Raw genomic sequence first — 19,935 nt, forward strand, 5'->3', positions numbered from 1 at the left:
TGCCTCCGGACCGGACTACTCCACCCGCTGGCCGTGCAACGTCGCCGACGAACAATCGGTCACCCGCACCCGGACGTAATCGCCCACCCGGGCATCGCCCCGGTCGAAAACCACCACTTTGTTCTGTGACGTGCGGCCGAAAAGCTGGCGGTCGCTGCGCTTCGACACCCCCTCGACGAGGACTTCGAACTCCCGGCCCACATCAAGACGGTTGCTGCGCAGCGAAAGTTCGTTTTGCAGCGCAATGATCTCGTTCAGCCGCGCGGTCTTCACCCCGTCGGGCACATCGTCGGCCATGTGGCGGGCGGCTTTCGTATTGGGCCGCTCGGAATATTTGAACATAAAGGCGGATGCATAGCCCACCTCTTCCATCAGCGAAAGCGTCTGGCGATGGTCGTCGTCGGTCTCGGTACAGAACCCGGCGATCAAGTCGGTCGAAATCGAACACCCGGGCAGGATGCGGCGGATCGCTTCGATGCGCCCCAAATACCACTCGCGCGTATATTTCCGGTTCATCAGTTCGAGCATCCGCGTACTGCCGGACTGGGCGGGCAGATGGATCGCCCGGCAGAGGTTCGGATAACGCGCCATGGTGTGCAGCACTTCATCGCTGAGGTCTTTCGGATGAGAAGTCGAAAAACGGACCCGCAATTTCGGGTCGACCGACGCCACGGCGCCGAGCAGGTCGGCAAATCCGGCAACCGTTTCCCCGTTCTTCCAACGGTACGAATTGACATTCTGCCCCAAGAGGGTAACTTCGCGGTAACCGCCGTCGAACAGTTCGCGCGCCTCGCGCAGGATCGTCTGCGGATCGCGGCTGCGCTCCGCTCCGCGCGTGTAAGGGACCACACAGTACGAACACATGTTGTTACAACCGCGCATAATCGAAATGTAAGCACTCACGCCGTTCTTATCGAGCCGGACAGGCGAGATTTCGGCATAAGTCTCCTCGCCCGACAACAGCACATTGACAGCCTTCGCACCCCCTCCGGCCTCGCGCAGTAGGCGCGGCAGGTCCCGGTAAGCGTCCGGACCGGCCACGAGATTGACCAGCTCTTCCTGATCGATCAGCTTTTCGCGCAACCGTTCGGCCATACAGCCGATCACGCCGACCAACAAGCCCTTATTCTTTTTCTTGTACTGCCTCAACTCGCGGAGCCGTCCCCAGATGCGCTGCTCGGCATTGTCCCGGATCGAGCAGGTATTGATCAGGATCACGTCAGCCCCGGCGGGATCTTCCGTATACCGGAAGCCATCCCCCTGCAGGATCGAAAGCACAACTTCACTGTCGCCGGCGTTCATCTGGCAACCGTACGTTTCGATATAAAGCTTGCGCCCGTCACCCACAATCGGGCGCAGGCCGCTGATATTTACATGGTTCAAATTCATCTGAAAAATGCTTTACGCTAATCGGGGAACGCCTTGAAGCCGTCGCCGTAAGTCTGGTGCGCATCGACGATCACGACGAACGACTGCGGGTCGATCTCTTTGATCATTCCCTTGATCGCCGACACCTCGCTGCGGCTCACCACCAGGAAGATCATCTCGCGTCCGGCGCCGGTATACATGCCGGAAGATTTGATAAACGTTCCCCCGCGCCCCATCTTTTCGAGAATGTATTCGCGGATATCATCGTTGCGGTCGGAAATGATAAAGAGCAACTTGTCGTAACTGGCGCCGTCGACGATAAAGTCGATCACCCGGGTGGTGACAAAGATAGTGACTAAAGAGTAAAGCGGCAAGCGCCAGTCTCCCAAAACGACCATACCGAAGATCACCACGAGCGAATCGACCAGCAGCACCCCGCGTGAGAATGAAAAACGCGCATATTTGACCAGCAGCATCGCCACGATATCCGTCCCTCCCGAGGTAGCTTCGGTCTTGATGATCATGCCCAGTCCGGCACCGATCAACACGCCGCCGAAGATGCAGACCAGGAACAGGTCGTTGCTCAAATCCATTTTGCCGCCGAACATCGTCGCCGGATTCTCGCCGATGAAATAGGTCATCGTATTCATCAGCACCGGGATCAGCAGCGCGGCGGTAACCGTTTTCGCACCGAACATCCGCCCGAACACTTTCAGTCCGATCAGCAGCAGCGGAATATCGAACATCAGGCCGAACGTACCCACCTGTATCGACGGGAACAGCGCATGGAGCACGATACCCAGACCGTAGACGCCGCCCGGTACCACCTGGTAGGGATTCATGAACAACACGAAACCGGCCGACATCAGGATCGAGCCGCAAACCAGCCACAATACCGACTTGATTCGCCGCCGCGATGCGTACCGCCTGTATTTTTCCGTAAGAGCAAACTCCATAACACCCGACATTGTTAAATTTCTCGACAAAAGTAGCCAATATTGTTAAAACACGACACACATCCGTCGAAAAGCGTATCTTTGTGTACTTTTGTCTCAGGAATGCGCCGCATCCTGCATCGTTGCATTAATCAGACCAATCATGGCACTCAATATCTTACTGGTTATCGTCGCTTACCTGCTGGGATCGATCCCGAGCGCGGTATGGATCGGCAAACGTTTCTACGGCATCGACGTGCGCGAACACGGCAGTCACAACGCCGGGGCTACGAACACGCTGCGCACGCTCGGCCGGCGCGCGGCGCTCCCGGTCTTCGCGATCGACATCCTCAAAGGGTTCACAGCAGTGATGCTCTCCCACCTGTCGGGATACGCGCCGGGCAGCGATGCGATGTTCAATTTCAAAATCATGTTGGTAGCCGCCGCGGTAGTGGGCCATATCTTCCCTATCTTCGCCGGGTTCAAGGGTGGCAAGGGCGTCGCCACACTGGCCGGCGCCGTCGCCGGAGTCTACCCTCCCGCCGTCGGGCTATGCCTCATCGTTTTTATAATCGTACTGGCACTCTCGCATTACGTATCGCTCAGCTCGATGAGCGCCGGAATCGCCTTCCCGATCTTTATCGTCCTCGTTTTCGGTGAACGCTCCGCCTCGCTGATCGTTTTCAGCTGCGTAATCGCCGTGCTACTGCTGCTGACCCACCGCAAGAACATCGGGCGGCTCATCCATCACACCGAATCGAAAATCTATCTCGGCAAGAGAAAAGACGCTTAAACGACTCTACAGCAAAGTCAATTCCTCACCCGGAGTAAGATTCGCCTCGAAAACTTCGCCCGGCGGACATACGACGCCTTTAGCTTCGATCGGACGGGAAAACGTATTGAGCACGCGCAGCGGACCGCCGACCGTCGAACACACTTTCACTTCCGACACTTTGCCGTCCCGCATCGCCGCTGAAACCAGAAATGCCCCTTCGGTCCGCAGCGTACGGAACGAAACATCCTTCCACGACGGCGGAATCGCCGGAAAAATGCGAACGGTTCCGGTATGGCTTTGCAACAGCATCTCCTGCAGCGACGAAGCGAACGCCATATTCCCCTCTAGCGTAAAAGGCCGGTACGTAAAATTCGATTTGCCGCTCCGGCTTTGGTCGCCGTTGGCATGGAAGCTGTTCTTCAGGCAAAAGCATTGTGCGAAATCGCGCAGCGCGGCCGCAGCCCGCTCCCCGTCGCCCATACGGGCCCACATACCTCCGACCCAACTGTACGAATACCCGCACCACCATTCGGGCCCAATCCGCTCGAGCGTCTCCATGCTGTTTTGCAAAATCCTCCGCACACTGTCGCCCTGCGACGGATCGAGCAGTCCGAGCGGATGGAACGCCATCAGGTGGGAGAAATGGCGGTGCGATTCCGTATAAGGCAGCCCCTCTGCGAAATTAAGGCCGCTCTCATCGTACACATAATCGCCCCACTCGCTGCCGACCTGCCGCCAATGGGCCGCTTCGTCACTTTTACCCAAAGCACCGGCCAACTCGGCCGCCTTGTCGAATGTGAACCGGGTCAACGCGAGATCGTAATTGGTCATCGTCGGGAACCACGCCTCCCGGCGGTTATCGTTGATCTCGGGCGAGGAACCGAGCGGCAGCCTACGGCGGCCCTGCGCATCCTTCACCGACAGCTGCTCAAGGAAAGTCGCCGTCCCGGCGATCCACGGATAGGCGCGCTCCTCGAGGTAAGTACGGTCGCCGCTATAACGCCAGTGCAGGTAAAAATGGTGTCCGAGCCACGCCGAAACGGTCGGCGACATCGAATACTGGCACCATCCGCCCATCGGTTCGCCGTCGAGCGTCGTCACCCCCGGCACATTCAGTCCTCCACGCCCGAAAAATCCTTCCGTATAACGTCGGAAAGCGTCGCGGTGACTCCACAGCCAGTTCGTGAAACCGATCTCCTCGTCCAGGTGGTTAGCCCCGTATGCCGGCCAATAGCTCAATTGCGTATTCAGGTCGTGGTGAAAATCCCCTTTCCAGGGCGGCAACTTCCCGTTGTCGGCCGTCCAAACGGCCTGCAACGTAATCGGCGGCATATCGGCGCGTGCCGCCGAGCCGAATTTGTACTGCTCCAGATACCACTGCTTTTCCAGCACGCTGTCGGGCAACGAAACGACCGATTTGTCCCAGAACCGCTGCCACCAGGCGCGGTGCACCTTATAGGCGTCCGCATACCCTTCGCCGAGCGTTTCACGCACATCTGAGGCAATATTCTTCACACTGTTCCCGCCATAAGTGGACTGCACGCTCCAGACTCCTTCGATACCACCGCGCGTCTTTTTCCACGTCACGGCAATCGCATACTGGAACCCGTTCCATCCCGGTTGCACATAGGTGATCGTGCGGCCTTTCATGTGAACGACACCCTGCGGATAGCCGAGCGTATGGAGCTCCTGTCCCGAGTGGGCGTCGTCCTCGGCCGATGCTCCGGCCTGCGCATAGGCGGGCGCGACGATCTCCGGGCGCAGGCTGTCGATACCCGTAAAGCGGAACCAGCCGCACGGGCCGTCGGACTGAACAAAGGCCTCCAGCGTCCTGCCCGAAGGCCACCATACCTTGCAGACGGCATTTTGGACATAAAGCCGCACGGAGTCGGCCGCCCCCCAATCGGCCGTATGGAATTCGAGCGCCCCGGCGGGAATCTTGCTCGGCGCCGGAAGCCGGCCGTACGGTTCGTCCAACAACTCCTGCACGGTTCCGTAGGTATTGTTCTGCCACTGTTCGCAAATCCAATCGTAAACGGGCTTATCCCACGTCATCCCTTCGGTCGGGCGCAGGTCCCACAAATCGACCCGATCGAGCGAAAAGCGCAGCCGGTCGCCTTTCTGCCACACCAAAGCCCCGACCTGACCGTTGCCCAGCGGAACGGCTTCGTCCCATTTACCGGCCAACGAATCGAACACCAGATCATGCGGCGAAGGGGTATAACCCACCGGAGAACTTCCGCAACCCGAAAGTAACACCAGAAGGCTCAGCACCAACGTACTACCCGCCAATTGCCCCATCTTCCCGGAAGCGTTCTTGTACATATCCCCGTATTTGCTGCAAACGGCGATGAGGCCATGGATATAACCCGAAATTTTCATATTTGCTATCTTATAAATTTGTATATCTTTCATTTTCCGGAACGATAACCGACGCTATCATCAGACCGGTGCAATTGTTGGCACAGGCAATTGCGAAACTACGGACTTTCGCCGGAACAGACGCATCCTTCCCGTTTACCTATTTACCTATTCGGGCGGCGTTCAAACGCATGTATGCGTTGTAAAACGTTTTTCCTCAGGTTATCTCGATAAAGATCGAACTCCGCTACATGCAGATTTCCTTTAGGCAACAGCGCTTCGACACTGGGGATATAATATTTCTCCTCATCCACACCCTCCACAACGATCGCATGGACAACAGGATCGATAGCGGCGGTAAAACCCTGATAAGAGACGCCCGGAGTAGCATCCGTCTTCCAGTTCAAGGGATTTATGCACACGACATTCCCGTTGAACAATGGAGACACGGCTTCCCGTTTCGTTACGCTGTTAAATCCGATAACCACCCCTACATCCATCGAGTCTTTGGCGATCCGTAAATAAGGATAGTCATCGATCTCCTGCGGAGTGACCGTAAATCCGATGGCATAAACCGCAACCAGCCGCCGGTAGATCCCAGGCTCCATTTCACGTTTCAGCAATTCGATCACAGCCTTCGCCCCCTGACTATGTCCGGCCAGGATAAAAGGACGTCCTTCGTTACAATGCTTCAAATAATAACGGAAGGCATCCGCCACATCCCGGTAAGCCAACTGAAAACGCTTCCCGATAACCGCCGTATCCAAAGACAACCAGCTATCCATCGAGATCTGGCGATAATACGGGGAGAAAAAATTACAACTATCTGACAAGACACTCTCCGCCAACCGGACAGACGGATCTACCAACCCGCGTTGCCGGGGATCAAAAACATCCATATGGTGCTGTCTTCGCCCCGAACTATCCGTATAATCCCAAATACAGGTCGGCCCCACATAAAAAATGTCGACCTTCTTATCCCGTGGAGCCCGATTTCCCTCAAACCAACAGCTGCTATCGGAATAATCCAACCCTGCGCTCACAGGGTCCGAAGGACCCTTCCCGCAAGCGAAGACCAAAAAGAAGAAGCAAAGCGGATATATATACTTCGGGAGAACCTGAAACGGTTTCATACGTACACGCTGATTTAATGATTTTCCACATCCTGACTGTTCGCTGCGACAACCCGATACTCTTTCGGACGGCCCGGATACGACACATCCAACATAGCGGTTCCCCGGATAAAACAGGGAATCGTCCTTTTAAAATTAGCCGCCACGCTCCCGGTCACTTCAAAAATATCGTTTAAATATAGCGAAAATAGCGTAAATTTGTGAAAACCCTCAAAAGCGGAACGCTATGAAAATCGCATTGACCTGCATGTGTTCTTTATTGTTAACTTTTTGTGCCATGTCGCAAAATACCGAAATGAAACTGCCCGCTCCGCAGAAAACCGGCGGAATGCCGCTAATGGAAGCGCTTTCGAAACGGGCTACGAACCGTTCGCTCGATCCTGCCCGCTCGCTTTCCGACCAGCAACTGTCGAACCTGCTGTGGGCCGCATGGGGAATCAACCGCCCCGACGGACGGCGGACGGCCGCCTCGGCGATGAACCGCCAGGAGATCGACCTCTACCTCGTCGGCCGCAAAGCCGCCTACCTGTACGATGCCAAAGAACATTCGCTCAAATTGGTCGCCGAGGGTGACCACCGCAGCGAGGTAAGTTCGCAGGACTTCGCCAAGAACGGCGACTGGATCGTCATCTTCGCCGCCGATTACGACAAAATGGGCGGCGGGAACGAAGCCATTGCCGGCATCGACGCGGGCCTGATCGCACAGAACATATACCTCTATGGAGCATCGGAAGGATTGGGCGTCGTCGTACATGCCTCGGTCGACCGCGATACGATCTCAAAAGTGCTGAAACTGCGTCCCGCCCAGCACATCATGATCGCCCAAACCGTGGGTATTCCAACCAGATAGCATTCGCCCAAACAACCGGACTATGCCACATCCGCCGTTTACGGGCGACTACGCCGCAATCCTGAAAAAATACTGGGGACACGACACGTTCCGACCGTTGCAGCTCGAGACAATCGAATCGGTCGCCGCGGGGCGTGACACGCTCGTGCTGATGCCCACCGGCGGCGGCAAGTCGGTCATCTACCAGGTACCGGCGCTTGCGTCCGAAGGAGTATGCATCGTTATCACGCCGCTCATTTCGCTGATGAAAGACCAGGTCGACCGGTTGCGCAGCCGCAGGATCCTGGCCGAGGCGATCCATGGAGGACGCGGGAGGCAGGAGATCGACCGCGTCCTCGACAACTGCATTTACGGCGACGTGAAGTTTCTCTATATCTCCCCCGAACGGGTCGACAGCGAACTGTTTCGGATGCGCTTCGCGAAGATGAAAGTTTCGCTGATCGCCGTGGACGAGGCGCACTGCATTTCGCAGTGGGGGTACGACTTCCGGCCCGCCTACCTGCAAATCGCGCGGCTGCGCGACCTGCAGCCCGAAGCGGCGATCCTCGCGCTGACTGCTTCGGCGACGCCTAAAGTGGCGGCCGACATCATGCAACACCTGCGCTTTCGCGAGCCGAACCTCAAACAGATGAGCTTTGCGCGGGCGAACCTCTCCTACGTGGTACGCCGCACCGAAGACAAGCGCGAACACCTGCTGCGTATCGTGAACAACGTACCGGGTAGCGGAATCGTTTATGTCCGCACGCGGGAAAAGACCGAGACCGTCGCCAAATTCCTGCAGGAAAACGGGATCGAAGCCGACAGCTACCACGGTGGCATGGGTTACCTGACCCGCAGCCTCAAACAGGAGAACTGGACCGGCGGCAAGACGCGGGTGATCGTTGCGACCAATGCATTCGGCATGGGCATCGACAAAGCGGACGTACGCTTCGTGATTCATTACGACATCTGCGACTCGCTCGAAGCCTATTACCAGGAGGCCGGGCGCGCCGGACGCGATGGACGCCCGGCCTATGCCGTTATGCTGCTGTCGGGCGACGATCCGTCACGCGTGGCCAACCGGCTGAGGCTCGAATTCCCACCCGTCGACACGATCCGCACCATTTACGAAGGGCTGTTCAACTATCTGCAGGTGGCCATCGGCGAAGGCAAACACCGCGCTTTCGCATTCAACATCCACGAATTCGCGGCACGGATGAAACTCTTCCCCCCCACCGTAGTCAACGCACTGAAAATCCTGCAGCAAAACGGTTACCTGATCCTTACCGACGAGACCGACAACCCGCCGCGCATCCGGTTTATCGTGCAGCGCGACGACCTTTACCGCATGCGAGTCACGCGGCGCGAACTCGACCATATCCTCACCGTGCTGCTGCGCCAGTACACCGGTCTGTTCAGCGACTTCGTCCCGATCGACGAGCAGGAGCTGGCACAGCTCTCCGGCTACACGGTAAACCACATACACGAACTGCTCAGGCAATTGTGGCAACTGCACGTAATCCGCTACATCCCCGGCAACCGCAGCCCGATGCTGATCCTTTCCGAAGAGCGGCTGCCCGGAGCCGACGTGCGCATCTCGCCCGAAAGCTACAAACGCCGCCAGGAAGTGGCGCAGGAACGGATCGACGCCGTATTCCGCTATGCAGAAAATGAGACCGAGTGCCGCAGCCTGGTGATACAAAACTACTTCGGAGAACAGACCGACCTCCCCTGCGGACGCTGCGACATTTGCCGCGAACGTCGCAAACACACGGAACCGCAAAGCAGTGCGGCACGTCGCGACGAAATCCGCAGGCAAATCGCCGAACGGCTCGCGGCCGGCCCGCTCGACCTGAAAACGCTCGCCGGAGGCATCCGCTACGAAATAGACGCGTTGCTCGGCGAAGTGGCAGCCATGACCGCCGAAGGGAAAATAATCGAAGAGAAAAGCGGAAAACTGCGGATAAATCGGTAACTTTGGGGCGCAATGCCAAAATTCCAGGAGAGCATAACCAACGAGGAGGTCAACGGACTGCCGGTCGGCGCGTTCAGCGGCGAGATCGTCGTCGTCGACACCCCGGCGGCGTTCGAAGAGGCCTGCGCCTACCTGGCGACCCAGCCGCTGATCGGGTTCGACACCGAAACACGGCCCTCTTTTTCGAAAGGCGTTACCAACAAAGTCTCCCTGCTGCAGCTCTCCTCGGGCGAACGCGCATTCCTGTTCCGCCTCAACAAAATCGCCCTTGAAAAACCGCTGCTCCGGCTCATGGAATCACCGTCCGTGACCAAGATCGGCGCGGCGATCCGCGACGACCTGAAGGGTCTCCAAAAACTCCGCCATTTCACGCCGAAGGGCTTTATCGACCTGCAAAGCATCGTAGGACAATACGGCATCACCGACCTGAGCCTAAGAAAAATGGCAGCCATCACCCTGCAAATCAAAGTATCGAAAGCTCAGCGCCTGAGCAACTGGGAAGCGGCGAACCTCACTCCTGCCCAACAGCTTTACGCTGCCACGGACGCCTGGGTCAGCCGCGAGATCTATGTCCGGCTAATCCGGTAACCCGGTACACCCTTACCATCCATAATCCTTCACCCGTGACCGATTCCGTTTCAACACTCCCGACACCCCAGACACCCTCAACGCCCACAGCACGGCTGATCCTCAAACGCGGCAAAGAAGAGTCGCTGATGCGTTTCCACCCATGGGTTTTCTCCGGTGCCATCTACCGGATGGAAGGTTCGCCCGCCGAGGGCGACCTCGTAGACGTGTACACGTCCGAAAGACAATTCATCGCACGGGGCCATTACCAGATCGGCTCGATCACGGTACGGGTACTTTCGTTCGCCGAAGAGGCGATCGACCAACGGTGGTGGAATGCCCGGATCAGAGCGGCATACCGCATGCGTGAGGCGCTGGGCCTGGCCGAAAACCCGCAAACGACCTGTTACCGGCTCGTACACGGCGAAGGGGATTCGCTGCCGGGGCTGGTCGTGGACATTTACGGCCGTACGGCGGTCATCCAATGCCACAGCGTAGGGATGTACCGCAGCCGCAAGGCGATCGGCGAAGCGCTCCGGGAAGTGTTCAGCGACCGGCTGACCGCACTTTTCGACAAGAGCGGCGGCACACTACCCTACAACGCGGGGCTCGGTGCACAAGACGGCTACCTGTGGGGAGAACCGGCCAAGACAGAGAACCCGGTATTGGAGAATGGCTGCCTGTTCCGGGTAAACTGGGAGCAGGGACAAAAAACAGGTTTTTTCATCGACCAGCGCGAGAACCGCGAACTGGTCCGCCGCTATGCAAAAGGCAAGACAGTACTCAACACGTTCTGTTACACCGGGGGATTTTCGGTCTATGCCCTCTCCGGAGGAGCCGCGCAGGTCGATTCGGTAGACAGCTCGGAAAGGGCGGTACAACTGGCGGCAGAGAATATCGCACTCAACTTCGGAGAACAGGCGCCGCACCGCGCGATCGCGCAAGACGCGTTCGAGTACCTGCGCGGCATGGACGGCCGTTACGACCTGATCGTCCTCGACCCGCCCGCCTTCGCCAAACACCACAAGGTCCTCGGCAACGCCCTGCAAGGCTACAAGCGACTCAATACGCAAGCTTTCCGGCAGATTAAACCCGGCGGAATCCTCTTTACATTCAGCTGTTCGCAGGCCGTAAACCGCGAACAGTTCCGCATGGCGGTCTTCTCAGCCGCAGCCATCGCCGGTCGCCGTGTCCGGATCCTGCACCAGCTCACGCAGCCGGCTGACCACCCGGTCAACATCTACCATCCCGAGGGCGAATACCTCAAAGGGCTCGTGCTGTATGTGGAATAGCAGACGGGAAAGCTGATCCGGACAAGCTGTGTTTCGATACGAGAGAGAGTACGTCTGATCTCTTATACGACAAGTTGCTTTGCACCCATTCCGTTCGCGGCATCGAGGATTCCGCAATAAAAGGATAAGGACGAAAGGAAACCTGGGTTTCCTTTCGTCCTTATCCTTTTCTGCTTCTGAAATTATGTATCAAGTGGCCCGGTTATCCCGGTAACTAATACCGAAACGGTATCGATACAATATACCGCCAATAACCCCGGCACCAAGAAGATCCCGAAAGAATTACAACAACCCCTTCGCTTTTTTCTCCTTGATTTTTTCCAGCATATCGGCCGACATCGAAGTGAGATCCCATTTCGGAGCCCAGCCCCACTCCTCGCGCGCGCAGGTATCGTCCAGCGAGTTGGGCCAGCTGCGGGCAATGCTCTCTTTGACCGGATCCACGTTATAATCCATTGTAAAGCCCGGAACGAGCTTTTTGACCTCGGCGCAGATGATCTCCGGGGTAAAGCTCATCGAAGCGATATTGAAGCTGTTGCGGTGCACCAGTTTCGACGGGTCGGCTTCCATCAGTTCGACACAGGCGCGCAGCGCATCGGGCATATACATCATATCCATGTAGACATCCGACGGTACCGGACAGGTAAATTTACCGCTCTTGACCGCCTCGTAGAAAATCTCGACGGCATAATCCGTAGTGCCGCCACCGGGCAGCGTCAGGCTCGAAATCAGCCCCGGGAAACGCACGCTGCGCGTGTCCACCCCGAAACGGGTGTGGTAATAGTCACCCAGCAATTCGCCGGTTACCTTGCAGACGCCATAGATCGTCGTCGGGCGCATCAGCGTGTCCTGGGGAGTCTTGTCTTTCGGCGTCGACGGGCCGAACGCACCGATCGAACTGGGCGTAAACAGCGCGCAATTGTTCTCCCGGGCAATCTCGAGCGAGTTCATCAGCGCACCGATATTGATCTCCCACGCCTTCTGCGGGATCTTTTCGCCCGTGGCGCTGAGCAGTGCGACCAGGTTAAAAATCGAATCGATCTTGTACTTGCTGACAATCCCGGCATACGCTTTCGCATCGAGGGCGTCGAGCAATTCGAAAGGTCCCGCCTCGCCCAATGCTTTACTTTCACGCATATCGGACGCCACGACGTTGGCATCCCCGTAAATGCTCCTCAGATAAGTGGTCAGCTCCGATCCGATCTGGCCGCCGGCCCCAACGATCAATATCTTTTTCATAACTTTCGGTTATAATTTTGTTGTTTTTGCTCTTTCGGACTGCGATTTTTTCCTTCGCCGACGCAAAAATACCTTTTTTCGTCGAAAAACGGCTCTGTAAAGTGTTTTTTATTATCAAAAACACCATTGCCCGGAAAGCACATACATTGCCGGGCAGGGAACGACCAACACTGTCAGCATGAACAGTCTGAAACCGGACAACACAAAAATCAATAGAAGACTCTTTTTCACCAGTATTTTTCAACGATGTAAATAAAGATCGGAATAACAGGAAAGAGCAGGATTATCCACGATTAGAAATTGTTTCGAAACGAGCACGAAAAGGCCTTTGCCATGCAGAGCGTCCGCCCTGATCAAGATATACCATTCATATACAACTCAATATAACGAAATTCTATCTATCACATACCACCGCCTCCTTCGTTGCGGGCCGCTAAAACCACATGAAACTATGTAAGAAAACCGACATACATAGAAAATCAACACAATAATCTATCTATAAATATATTACACTATTAAAAACAGAACACAGCCTGCATATACGAATAAATAATTTCACTGAAATCGCCGTTAGTTTTGCAGAATTCAAAAATGATGTTTACTTTTGTCCCCGCTGAAAGGGTATTAGGCCTGCCGATGTAGCTCAGTTGGCCAGAGCAGCTGATTTGTAATCAGCTGGTCGGGGGTTCGAATCCCTCCATCGGCTCTGTTCTTTCTTTAATTATCCGGGCGGATACCAGAGTGGCCAAATGGGGCAGACTGTAAATCTGCTGTCTTCGACTTCGGTGGTTCGAATCCATCTCCGCCCACACTCAATTTTTGCGGAAGTAGCTCAGTTGGTAGAGCATTAGCCTTCCAAGCTAATGGTCGCGGGTTCGAATCTCGTCTTCCGCTCCAACCGCGCGGTAGGTTCGCGCAGATAATGCAACGTTGCTGTTGTAGCTCAGTGGTAGAGCACTTCCTTGGTAAGGAAGAGGTCACGAGTTCAATCCTCGTCAACAGCTCTTTGAATCAAGCGATTATGATTTGATCATAGTCGCTTTTTTCATACCCGTATCCTGGCTCCGTATCGTCGTTCCGGTCGTTTTTTCATGAACCGGGAAAACAAACCGACGGAAATTGCTATCTTCGCACTCCGGGCCGCCACGAGGTTTCCCGGCATTCGTTCATTCAAAACTACACACTGCTATGAAACGCATCTGCGTCCTGTTCACCGCACTCATCCTGTGCGGACATATCGAGGCGGCCGAACGGGTCGTCTGCGTCAATCCGCCCAAGGGCGGAGCTCCGCAAGGGGCCGTTCTCGCCTCCACACTGCAAAAGGGAATCGATCTGGCCGGAAAATACCGCCAGAAAGGTGACCAGGTCACACTGCTGATCGGCGAAGGCACCTACCGGCTCACGAAAACGTTGGAGATGACCGCTGCCCAATTGGGCGCTCAGGGAAACCAGTTGGTCGTGCGGCCGATGGACGGAGCATCGGTAACTTTCCTCGGCGGTATGGATGTTCCCCTGACCCTGCTGGAAAAAGCACCCGCTTCGGAAATCCGGGTCCGGGACGAAATACGCGACAAAATCTACAAGATCGACCTGCGCAAAGCAGGCGTAAAACAGATCGGCGACCTGCGCAACGTCGGTGCCGGGCGCCCCTCGCTGCCGGCATGGACGGAAGTATTCATCGACAATGAGCCCCGCCGCATCTGCCGCTGGCCGAACGATACGATGGAGCTGATGGGTAAAGTAATCGACAAGGGATCGATTCCACGCTACGGCGATTTTGCGAACAAAGGCGGCACGTTCGAATACTGCGGCAACCGGCCTTCAACGTGGAAAAGCAAACCCGAATGGCTCTCCGGCTACTTCGCATGGGGCTATGCCGACGATATGCTGAAGGTGGCTAAAATGGACACCGTAGCCAAGACGTTTACCTTTGCAGAAGCGGGCATGTACGGCCTGATTTCGGGCGAAGACTACAACCGCTGGTTCGTGATGAACATGCTCGAAGAGCTCGACACGCCGGGAGAATACTACCTCGATGTCCCGAACCAAACGGTTTGGGTCTACCTGGATAAAATTCCCGAGTCAATAAAGGTATCGTTGCTGGCGGAACCGATGCTTTCCATCGAAGGGGTCGAAAACGTAGAGGTGCGGGGAATCTCGTTCGAATGCACGCGCGGAGCGGGCATCTATATGGAGCGCACCGAACGAACCGTCGTGCGCGGCTGCCGTTTCCGCAATATCGGGACACAGGCCGTTCTCGTCGGCAAAGGGAATGCACCCTTCGACTATTACGGACAGCAGGTAGGCAAAGAGTGGCCGCAGGTATCCGGCATGCTGGGATCGATGCCGCTGGTGATGTGGCAGCATCCGTCGCTTGACCGGCAGGCGGGACACAACAACGGCGTGGTAGACTGCGTCATCTACAACGTGGGCGGCGGCGGCATCAACATGGGCGGCGGCAACCGGCTTACGCTCGAACTGGGCGGAAATTACGTTCAGAATTGCAGCATATCCCATTACAACCGCATTGAAAAATCATCGCGCCCGGCTATCTACATCTGCGGCGTAGGCAACCGTATCAGCAACTGCGAGATTTTCGATGCACCTTCGACGGCCATCCAGTTTAACGGCAACGACCACCTGATCGAATACTGCAACATCCACAACGTTTGCAGCGAAATCGACGACCTCGGCGCAATCTACAACGGACGGGACAAAACAGAACTGGGCAACAAACTCATGTACAATTATGTACACCACCTGAGCGCCAAACACCGTGTAGCCGGGTTCTACCACGACGACGGCGCCTGCAACATGACCGTAATCGGCAACATCCTCTACAAGGCGGGACTGCATCCCGTGTTGGTGGGAGGCGGTTCTGACCACTATTATGAAAACAATATCTTCATCGACTGTCCTTACGGACTCTATATCGACGACCGGATGACGCACTGGGGCGACAACGACGATACGAACAACACGTTCAAGAGCCGCTTCGCAGAGGTCAATGCCTCGCAACCTCCCTACTCCACGAAATATCCGTTCATCCTCGATTACATCAACAACGACTACCACAACCCCGTTCGGAACAATTTCACGCGCAACCTCTTCTACAACGTCACCACGCTGGTCCGTGCAGGGGAACGTCCCTACGAACGCGCCTATTACAACATGACCAACAGCTGGATTACCTGGAGCGGACACGGTTACCCGGCTCCCGGATTCGTAGATGAGGCGAACGAAAACTGGAACCTGAAACCCGATGCCGAAGTCTTCAAACAGATCCCGGGCTTCAAGGCCATTCCTTTCGACAAGATCGGGTTCACGATGCCGGCCAATACGTGGAAAGACTGACAAGCGGAAACTTTCCCCGAAAGAGGCGGCAAATTCATTACGGAAAACGCGGATACCATATGGTATCCGCGTTTTTAATTCAACCGGCATTTTCCGAAATCCGGCCTGCTCGGCACGTCCCGGCCGGACCTATTCGATCCCGAGGAAATGGAAAGGCGCCGTTGCGACGAACTCCGCGGCGGTATTGCCCGCATAAGTCTTACCGTGATTCAGGTCCAGCATTTTGACAGGCGCTCCAGGCGAAAAATCGACATCCTTGAAATCGACCCAAAAGATATTGGGATAAAACGTCGATTCATAAAAATAGATTTTGCTTTTCTGGTCGGAGAGCGTACGCCAACGGGTCGAGGAGATATTCGGTTCTCCGGGCGTGCTGATACCCAACGGCACCGAGCAATTGCGGATCACACTGAAAACAGCGGCCACCGCCTCGCGCGAATCTTTCACTTTGGGAATCGCGTCGATGTAAAACGATGCCCGGACAAAACGGTCGGCCGCACGGTTCGTCCCGGGAAGGAACGTTGTGCCTCCGATGGTGCGCCAATAGTCGTCGAGCGCCAGCTGCTGGTCGAACACCGGCGAGTTGGTCATCACTTGGTAGGCTTTGGAATGGTGGATATTCAGTTTCCCGCCGACGTATTCGAAAATGGCGTTGTCGCCCGTGGTATCCGAAATAGACAAATGCAACGTAGCCAGACGCGAACCGTCGGGCATCTGATCCGAAACCACCTCGAACCCACCCTTCGAAACTGCCGCTACCGCTTCGTCCACCGTCGCGAAATTATCGAGCATATACTGTACCCATGCGGCAATCGTGAGCCCCGGCTTTTGACCGTCCCATTTCGGGTATTCAGACTCGGCCAACCACAGCAGATTGGCCACCAGTCCTTTCTCATTCATGCCGTCGGTACTGCAAATCTCGTAAGCGGAAGCAACTACACTCCCGTATTTCGAGGTCCAATGTACCGAATTGTTCCCCGTTTCCCCGCTCCGGGACATGCCCCGCGGAAAAATCCACAAGTTCGTGTACGGGTCCTCCTTCCAGTCCATCGACCTGGCAGTCATCACCGTGCCATCCAAACCATTGTATACCACCCGCGTACAGGCGTCTGTCCGGGACAAAGCGGCAACCGACAAGATCAGCGACAAACCAAATGCAACTTTATTAGGTCTCATATTTCTTTTTTTTGCAATCTTGGGTTGTTATACCGCAAAGTCCGAACCAAAAAACGCCAGCAACTCCCCTATAAACGATTATATCGGACCGCATTCCCGGAAATCTGCATAAATATGCGTAAATTCGCAGTAGCAACCTGTTCCGCTTTCCGATGAATAGATATACGACCTTTCCGACCCGCACGCCGCTCCACGTCTGGACAATCGCGCTGCTTATCCTGCTCTGTACGGCCTGCAATGGACCGCAGCCCGAAGACCTTACCGCCCCGGGCGTAAGCCTCGAACTGGCCCGTTACCGCAAAACACGCTACCAGAATATCCGCTACGACCTGCACTTCAACCTTCCCGGCAACCGCGCCGACAAGGTGACCGGAAAAGCCCGTATCACGTTCACACTCGATAAACCCGACGCACTGATTGCAGATTTCCGCGGCGATACGTCCCAAATCCATAGCGTCGTACTAAACGGACAGCAAACGCCTTATTCGTTAACCGACGAACACATCGTCATCCCCCGGTCGGCCCTCCGCAAGGGAGAGAACACCCTCGACGTAAGTTTCACGGCCGACGACCAATCGCTCAACCGGCGTGACGATTTCCTCTACACCCTGCTGGTGCCGGACCGGGCCCGGACTCTTTTCCCCTGCTTCGACCAACCCGACCTGAAGGCCCGGTTCACACTAAGCCTCGAACTGCCGGCCGAGTGGAAAGCGATTGCCAACGGAGCCACAGCCCGGACCGACACGTTGAATACCGCATCCGGACCTACAGCCGGAACCGAGACCTCCGGTAGCGGTCCGGCTCGGACGGCTGCCCGAGCCGGCAGCCAAATGGCCGCCGGAGCCGAAACGACCGGAGCCCGCAAGCGAATCTCTTTCCACGAAACCGAACCGATCCCCACCTACCTGTTCTCATTCGTGGGCGGGCGGTTCGAACGGGTCACCGAAAACCGCAACGGCCGCAGTATATCGCTGTACCACCGCGAAACCGATCCGCAGAAAACGGCCCAATGCCCTGAAATCCTCGGACAGGTATTCCATGCGCTCGACTGGCTGGAAACATATACCGGAGTACCCTATCCGTTCGCCAAATACGACCTGATCGTCATCCCCGGTTTCCAGTACGGCGGTATGGAGCACATGGGGGCGACACTCTACGCCGACCGTTCGATGTTCCTCGAAAACAATGCGACGACCGAAAACCGCATGGCGCGAGGCAGCCTGATCGCGCACGAAACGGCGCACATGTGGTTCGGCGACTACGTGACGATGCAGTGGTTCGACGACGTCTGGACCAAAGAGGTTTTCGCGAATTTCTTCGCTGCGATGATCGTGCGCGAACAGTTCCCGCAGATCGACCACCGGCTCAACTTCATCCGCTCCAACGTACCGGGAGCCTACGGCGAAGACCGCACTGCGGGAAGCACGGCCATCCGGCAACAGTTACCGAACCTTTCCGATGCGGGATTGCTGTACAGCCAGATCATTTACAGCAAATCCCCGGTGGTCATGGAGATGCTTTTCACCAAACTGGGGCCTGAAAAATTCCGCGACGGCATCCGCGAGTATCTGGCCGACCACCGTTACGGCAATGCCACATGGGACGACCTGATCGCCGTTCTGGACTGCCGATGCGACGAAGACCTCGCCGCATGGAGCCGGGTATGGGTCGACGAAAAAGGAATGCCGACGATCGACATGACCCGGCATGAAAACAGGCTCCGCATCATGCAAAGCGATCCGTTCGGACGCCGTCTGGCGTGGAACCAACCGCTGCAGCTGCTCGCTTTCGGCGACGGGAACGCCACGGATACCCTGCAATGCCTGCTCGACGGACCGGAAACGGAACTCGTCCTCCCTGCCGGAACCCGCTGCGTGCTGCCCAATGCGGACGGACGCTCCTACGGCTACTTCCGGCTGGACAGCGTCACATCGGAATACCTGATGAAACGCCTGACCGGCTTGCCCGACGACGTGGCCCGGCTCTCTGCACTGATTACGCTGAACGAAAACCTGCTCGGGGGCACGATTGCCCCGCAACGGTTTCTCCGGGCGATGATCGCCTACCTTCCGCAGGAACGCAACCAACAACTGTTCACACAAGCGCTCACCTACATCCGGGGTTGTTTCGGCCTATACTACGACGAAACGGCCTCTCCCGAACTGGAAGGTGCTTTATGGGAGATCGCGCAAAACGATCCCGACCGCCAGCGGCGCATCATGGCAACCCAGGCTTGGTGCGGTATCGCCCGCAGCCCGCAGGCGATAAACACGCTTTACGAATTATGGGACGATGAACGGTTAGCGAACCGGATGCTGCTCGGCGAAAACGACCTGACAAACCTCTCATACACGCTCGCATTGCGTTTCCCGGACCGGGCTGCAGCGATCATCGCGCGTCAAGGGGCACGCATCACCAATCCCGACCGGCAAAAACAGTACGCTTACATCGCACCGGCCGTATCGCCTTCGGCTTCGGTCCGCGATTCGGTGTTCCGCAGCCTGCTCGACCCGGCGAACCGGAGCATCGAACCGTGGGCCTGCACGGCACTCTCCCTGCTGAACCATCCGGTACACGGCGCCCGTTCGGCCGCGTATATCCGTCCGGGACTCGAAGAGTTGCAGGAAATACAACGTACGGGGGATATTTTCTTTCCCCGTAAGTGGACGGCCGCCCTACTGGGCAGCCAACATTCGGAAGCAGCCGCTACGGCCGTAGATGCCTTCATCGCCGACCATCCCGGTTATCCGCCGCTGCTGGGCAGCAAAATCCTCCAACAGGCCGACCTGCTTTTCCGGTTATGGAACCGGAATGCACAGAACCGCCCAACTTCGGATCACACCTCCGAATAAGAGACTGAAACCCGAACTATACCATCCGAACTTATATCGGCAGGTTCAGCGTAAAAGCTGTTCACGGATCGATCCGGCC

13 protein-coding genes and 4 tRNA genes are annotated in these 19,935 nt (G+C 56.5%); 11 read left to right on the forward strand and 6 right to left on the reverse strand.

All coding sequences use genetic code 11. The features are described from left to right. Positions 1-15: 15 nt before the first annotated feature. Both miaB and NQ495_RS04060 read right to left on the reverse strand, forming a co-directional pair. Complete coding sequence (miaB, locus tag NQ495_RS04055) at positions 16-1,389, reverse strand: tRNA (N6-isopentenyl adenosine(37)-C2)-methylthiotransferase MiaB (RefSeq protein ID WP_009134229.1); 1,374 nt, start codon at positions 1,387-1,389, stop codon at positions 16-18. Positions 1,390-1,406: 17 nt separating this feature from the next. Continuing rightward, a complete protein-coding gene (locus NQ495_RS04060) occupies positions 1,407-2,324 on the reverse strand; it encodes a YitT family protein (protein ID WP_009134228.1) in 918 nt (305 codons plus the stop codon). A 142-nt stretch (positions 2,325-2,466) separates the two neighbouring features. Between NQ495_RS04060 and plsY the strand changes: the two genes are divergently transcribed. Continuing rightward, positions 2,467-3,096, forward strand: a complete 630-nt coding sequence (gene plsY / locus NQ495_RS04065) for a glycerol-3-phosphate 1-O-acyltransferase PlsY (RefSeq protein ID WP_009134227.1) — start codon at positions 2,467-2,469, stop codon at positions 3,094-3,096. 6 nt (positions 3,097-3,102) lie between these two features. Here plsY and NQ495_RS04070 read toward each other — a convergent pair whose 3' ends face one another. Both NQ495_RS04070 and NQ495_RS04075 read right to left on the reverse strand, forming a co-directional pair. Further along, positions 3,103-5,460 carry a glycosyl hydrolase family 95 catalytic domain-containing protein gene (locus NQ495_RS04070; protein WP_009134226.1) on the reverse strand — a complete coding sequence of 786 codons (2,358 nt, stop codon included), beginning with the start codon at positions 5,458-5,460 and terminating at the stop codon, positions 3,103-3,105. Positions 5,461-5,603: 143 nt separating this feature from the next. After that, entirely contained in the window at positions 5,604-6,572 is a 969-nt protein-coding gene (locus NQ495_RS04075) for a DUF3089 domain-containing protein (protein ID WP_009134225.1), read from the reverse strand. 277 nt (positions 6,573-6,849) lie between these two features. Between NQ495_RS04075 and NQ495_RS04080 the strand changes: the two genes are divergently transcribed. The 4 genes from NQ495_RS04080 (at position 6,850) to NQ495_RS04095 (ending at position 11,235) form a co-directional block, all read left to right on the forward strand. After that, on the forward strand, positions 6,850-7,422 hold the full coding sequence (locus tag NQ495_RS04080; protein WP_118060780.1) for a SagB/ThcOx family dehydrogenase: 573 nt from the start codon (positions 6,850-6,852) through the stop codon (positions 7,420-7,422). A 22-nt stretch (positions 7,423-7,444) separates the two neighbouring features. Further along, complete coding sequence (locus NQ495_RS04085; RefSeq protein ID WP_009134223.1) at positions 7,445-9,376, forward strand: RecQ family ATP-dependent DNA helicase; 1,932 nt, start codon at positions 7,445-7,447, stop codon at positions 9,374-9,376. A 12-nt stretch (positions 9,377-9,388) separates the two neighbouring features. Further along, a complete protein-coding gene (locus NQ495_RS04090) occupies positions 9,389-9,964 on the forward strand; it encodes a 3'-5' exonuclease (RefSeq protein ID WP_009134222.1) in 576 nt (191 codons plus the stop codon). 128 nt (positions 9,965-10,092) lie between these two features. Next, positions 10,093-11,235 (forward strand): class I SAM-dependent rRNA methyltransferase, encoded by a 1,143-nt coding sequence (locus tag NQ495_RS04095; RefSeq protein WP_009134221.1) that lies wholly within the window; start codon positions 10,093-10,095, stop codon positions 11,233-11,235. 282 nt (positions 11,236-11,517) lie between these two features. Here the strand turns inward: NQ495_RS04095 and NQ495_RS04100 are convergent, their stop codons facing one another. Beyond that, positions 11,518-12,474 (reverse strand): NAD-dependent epimerase/dehydratase family protein, encoded by a 957-nt coding sequence (locus NQ495_RS04100; RefSeq protein ID WP_009134220.1) that lies wholly within the window; start codon positions 12,472-12,474, stop codon positions 11,518-11,520. Between the two features lie 632 nt (positions 12,475-13,106). On the opposite strand from NQ495_RS04100, the gene NQ495_RS04105 reads away from it, so the two are divergent. The 5 genes from NQ495_RS04105 (at position 13,107) to NQ495_RS04125 (ending at position 15,828) form a co-directional block, all read left to right on the forward strand. Further along, a tRNA-Thr gene (locus tag NQ495_RS04105) sits at positions 13,107-13,180 on the forward strand. Positions 13,181-13,201: 21 nt separating this feature from the next. After that, positions 13,202-13,283: transfer RNA gene (locus tag NQ495_RS04110), tRNA-Tyr, on the forward strand. A gap of 12 nt (positions 13,284-13,295) precedes the next feature. After that, a tRNA-Gly gene (locus NQ495_RS04115) sits at positions 13,296-13,371 on the forward strand. A gap of 35 nt (positions 13,372-13,406) precedes the next feature. Next, positions 13,407-13,478 (forward strand) — tRNA-Thr (locus NQ495_RS04120). A 184-nt stretch (positions 13,479-13,662) separates the two neighbouring features. Next, positions 13,663-15,828 carry a right-handed parallel beta-helix repeat-containing protein gene (locus tag NQ495_RS04125; protein ID WP_009134219.1) on the forward strand — a complete coding sequence of 722 codons (2,166 nt, stop codon included), beginning with the start codon at positions 13,663-13,665 and terminating at the stop codon, positions 15,826-15,828. Between the two features lie 129 nt (positions 15,829-15,957). Here the strand turns inward: NQ495_RS04125 and NQ495_RS04130 are convergent, their stop codons facing one another. Further along, positions 15,958-17,004 carry a linear amide C-N hydrolase gene (locus tag NQ495_RS04130; protein ID WP_040294524.1) on the reverse strand — a complete coding sequence of 349 codons (1,047 nt, stop codon included), beginning with the start codon at positions 17,002-17,004 and terminating at the stop codon, positions 15,958-15,960. A gap of 152 nt (positions 17,005-17,156) precedes the next feature. On the opposite strand from NQ495_RS04130, the gene NQ495_RS04135 reads away from it, so the two are divergent. After that, positions 17,157-19,856, forward strand: a complete 2,700-nt coding sequence (locus NQ495_RS04135) for a M1 family metallopeptidase (RefSeq protein WP_009134217.1) — start codon at positions 17,157-17,159, stop codon at positions 19,854-19,856. Positions 19,857-19,935: the final 79 nt, after the last annotated feature.

Origin of the sequence: Alistipes indistinctus YIT 12060 (genome assembly GCF_025144995.1) — a bacterium.
GTDB lineage: Bacteria > Bacteroidota > Bacteroidia > Bacteroidales > Rikenellaceae > Alistipes_A > Alistipes_A indistinctus.

Excerpts from the sequence above, each read along its gene's own strand:
- miaB (WP_009134229.1), bottom strand. The coding sequence starts at position 1,389 with ATGAATTTGAACCATGTAAATATCAGCGGCCTGCGCCCGATTGTGGGT.
- NQ495_RS04060 (WP_009134228.1), bottom strand. The coding sequence starts at position 2,324 with ATGGAGTTTGCTCTTACGGAAAAATACAGGCGGTACGCATCGCGGCGG.
- plsY (WP_009134227.1), top strand. The coding sequence starts at position 2,467 with ATGGCACTCAATATCTTACTGGTTATCGTCGCTTACCTGCTGGGATCG.
- NQ495_RS04070 (WP_009134226.1), bottom strand. The coding sequence starts at position 5,460 with ATGAAAATTTCGGGTTATATCCATGGCCTCATCGCCGTTTGCAGCAAA.
- NQ495_RS04075 (WP_009134225.1), bottom strand. The coding sequence starts at position 6,572 with ATGAAACCGTTTCAGGTTCTCCCGAAGTATATATATCCGCTTTGCTTC.
- NQ495_RS04080 (WP_118060780.1), top strand. The coding sequence starts at position 6,850 with ATGTCGCAAAATACCGAAATGAAACTGCCCGCTCCGCAGAAAACCGGC.
- NQ495_RS04085 (WP_009134223.1), top strand. The coding sequence starts at position 7,445 with ATGCCACATCCGCCGTTTACGGGCGACTACGCCGCAATCCTGAAAAAA.
- NQ495_RS04090 (WP_009134222.1), top strand. The coding sequence starts at position 9,389 with ATGCCAAAATTCCAGGAGAGCATAACCAACGAGGAGGTCAACGGACTG.
- NQ495_RS04095 (WP_009134221.1), top strand. The coding sequence starts at position 10,093 with ATGCGTTTCCACCCATGGGTTTTCTCCGGTGCCATCTACCGGATGGAA.
- NQ495_RS04100 (WP_009134220.1), bottom strand. The coding sequence starts at position 12,474 with ATGAAAAAGATATTGATCGTTGGGGCCGGCGGCCAGATCGGATCGGAG.
- NQ495_RS04125 (WP_009134219.1), top strand. The coding sequence starts at position 13,663 with ATGAAACGCATCTGCGTCCTGTTCACCGCACTCATCCTGTGCGGACAT.
- NQ495_RS04130 (WP_040294524.1), bottom strand. The coding sequence starts at position 17,004 with ATGAGACCTAATAAAGTTGCATTTGGTTTGTCGCTGATCTTGTCGGTT.
- NQ495_RS04135 (WP_009134217.1), top strand. The coding sequence starts at position 17,157 with ATGAATAGATATACGACCTTTCCGACCCGCACGCCGCTCCACGTCTGG.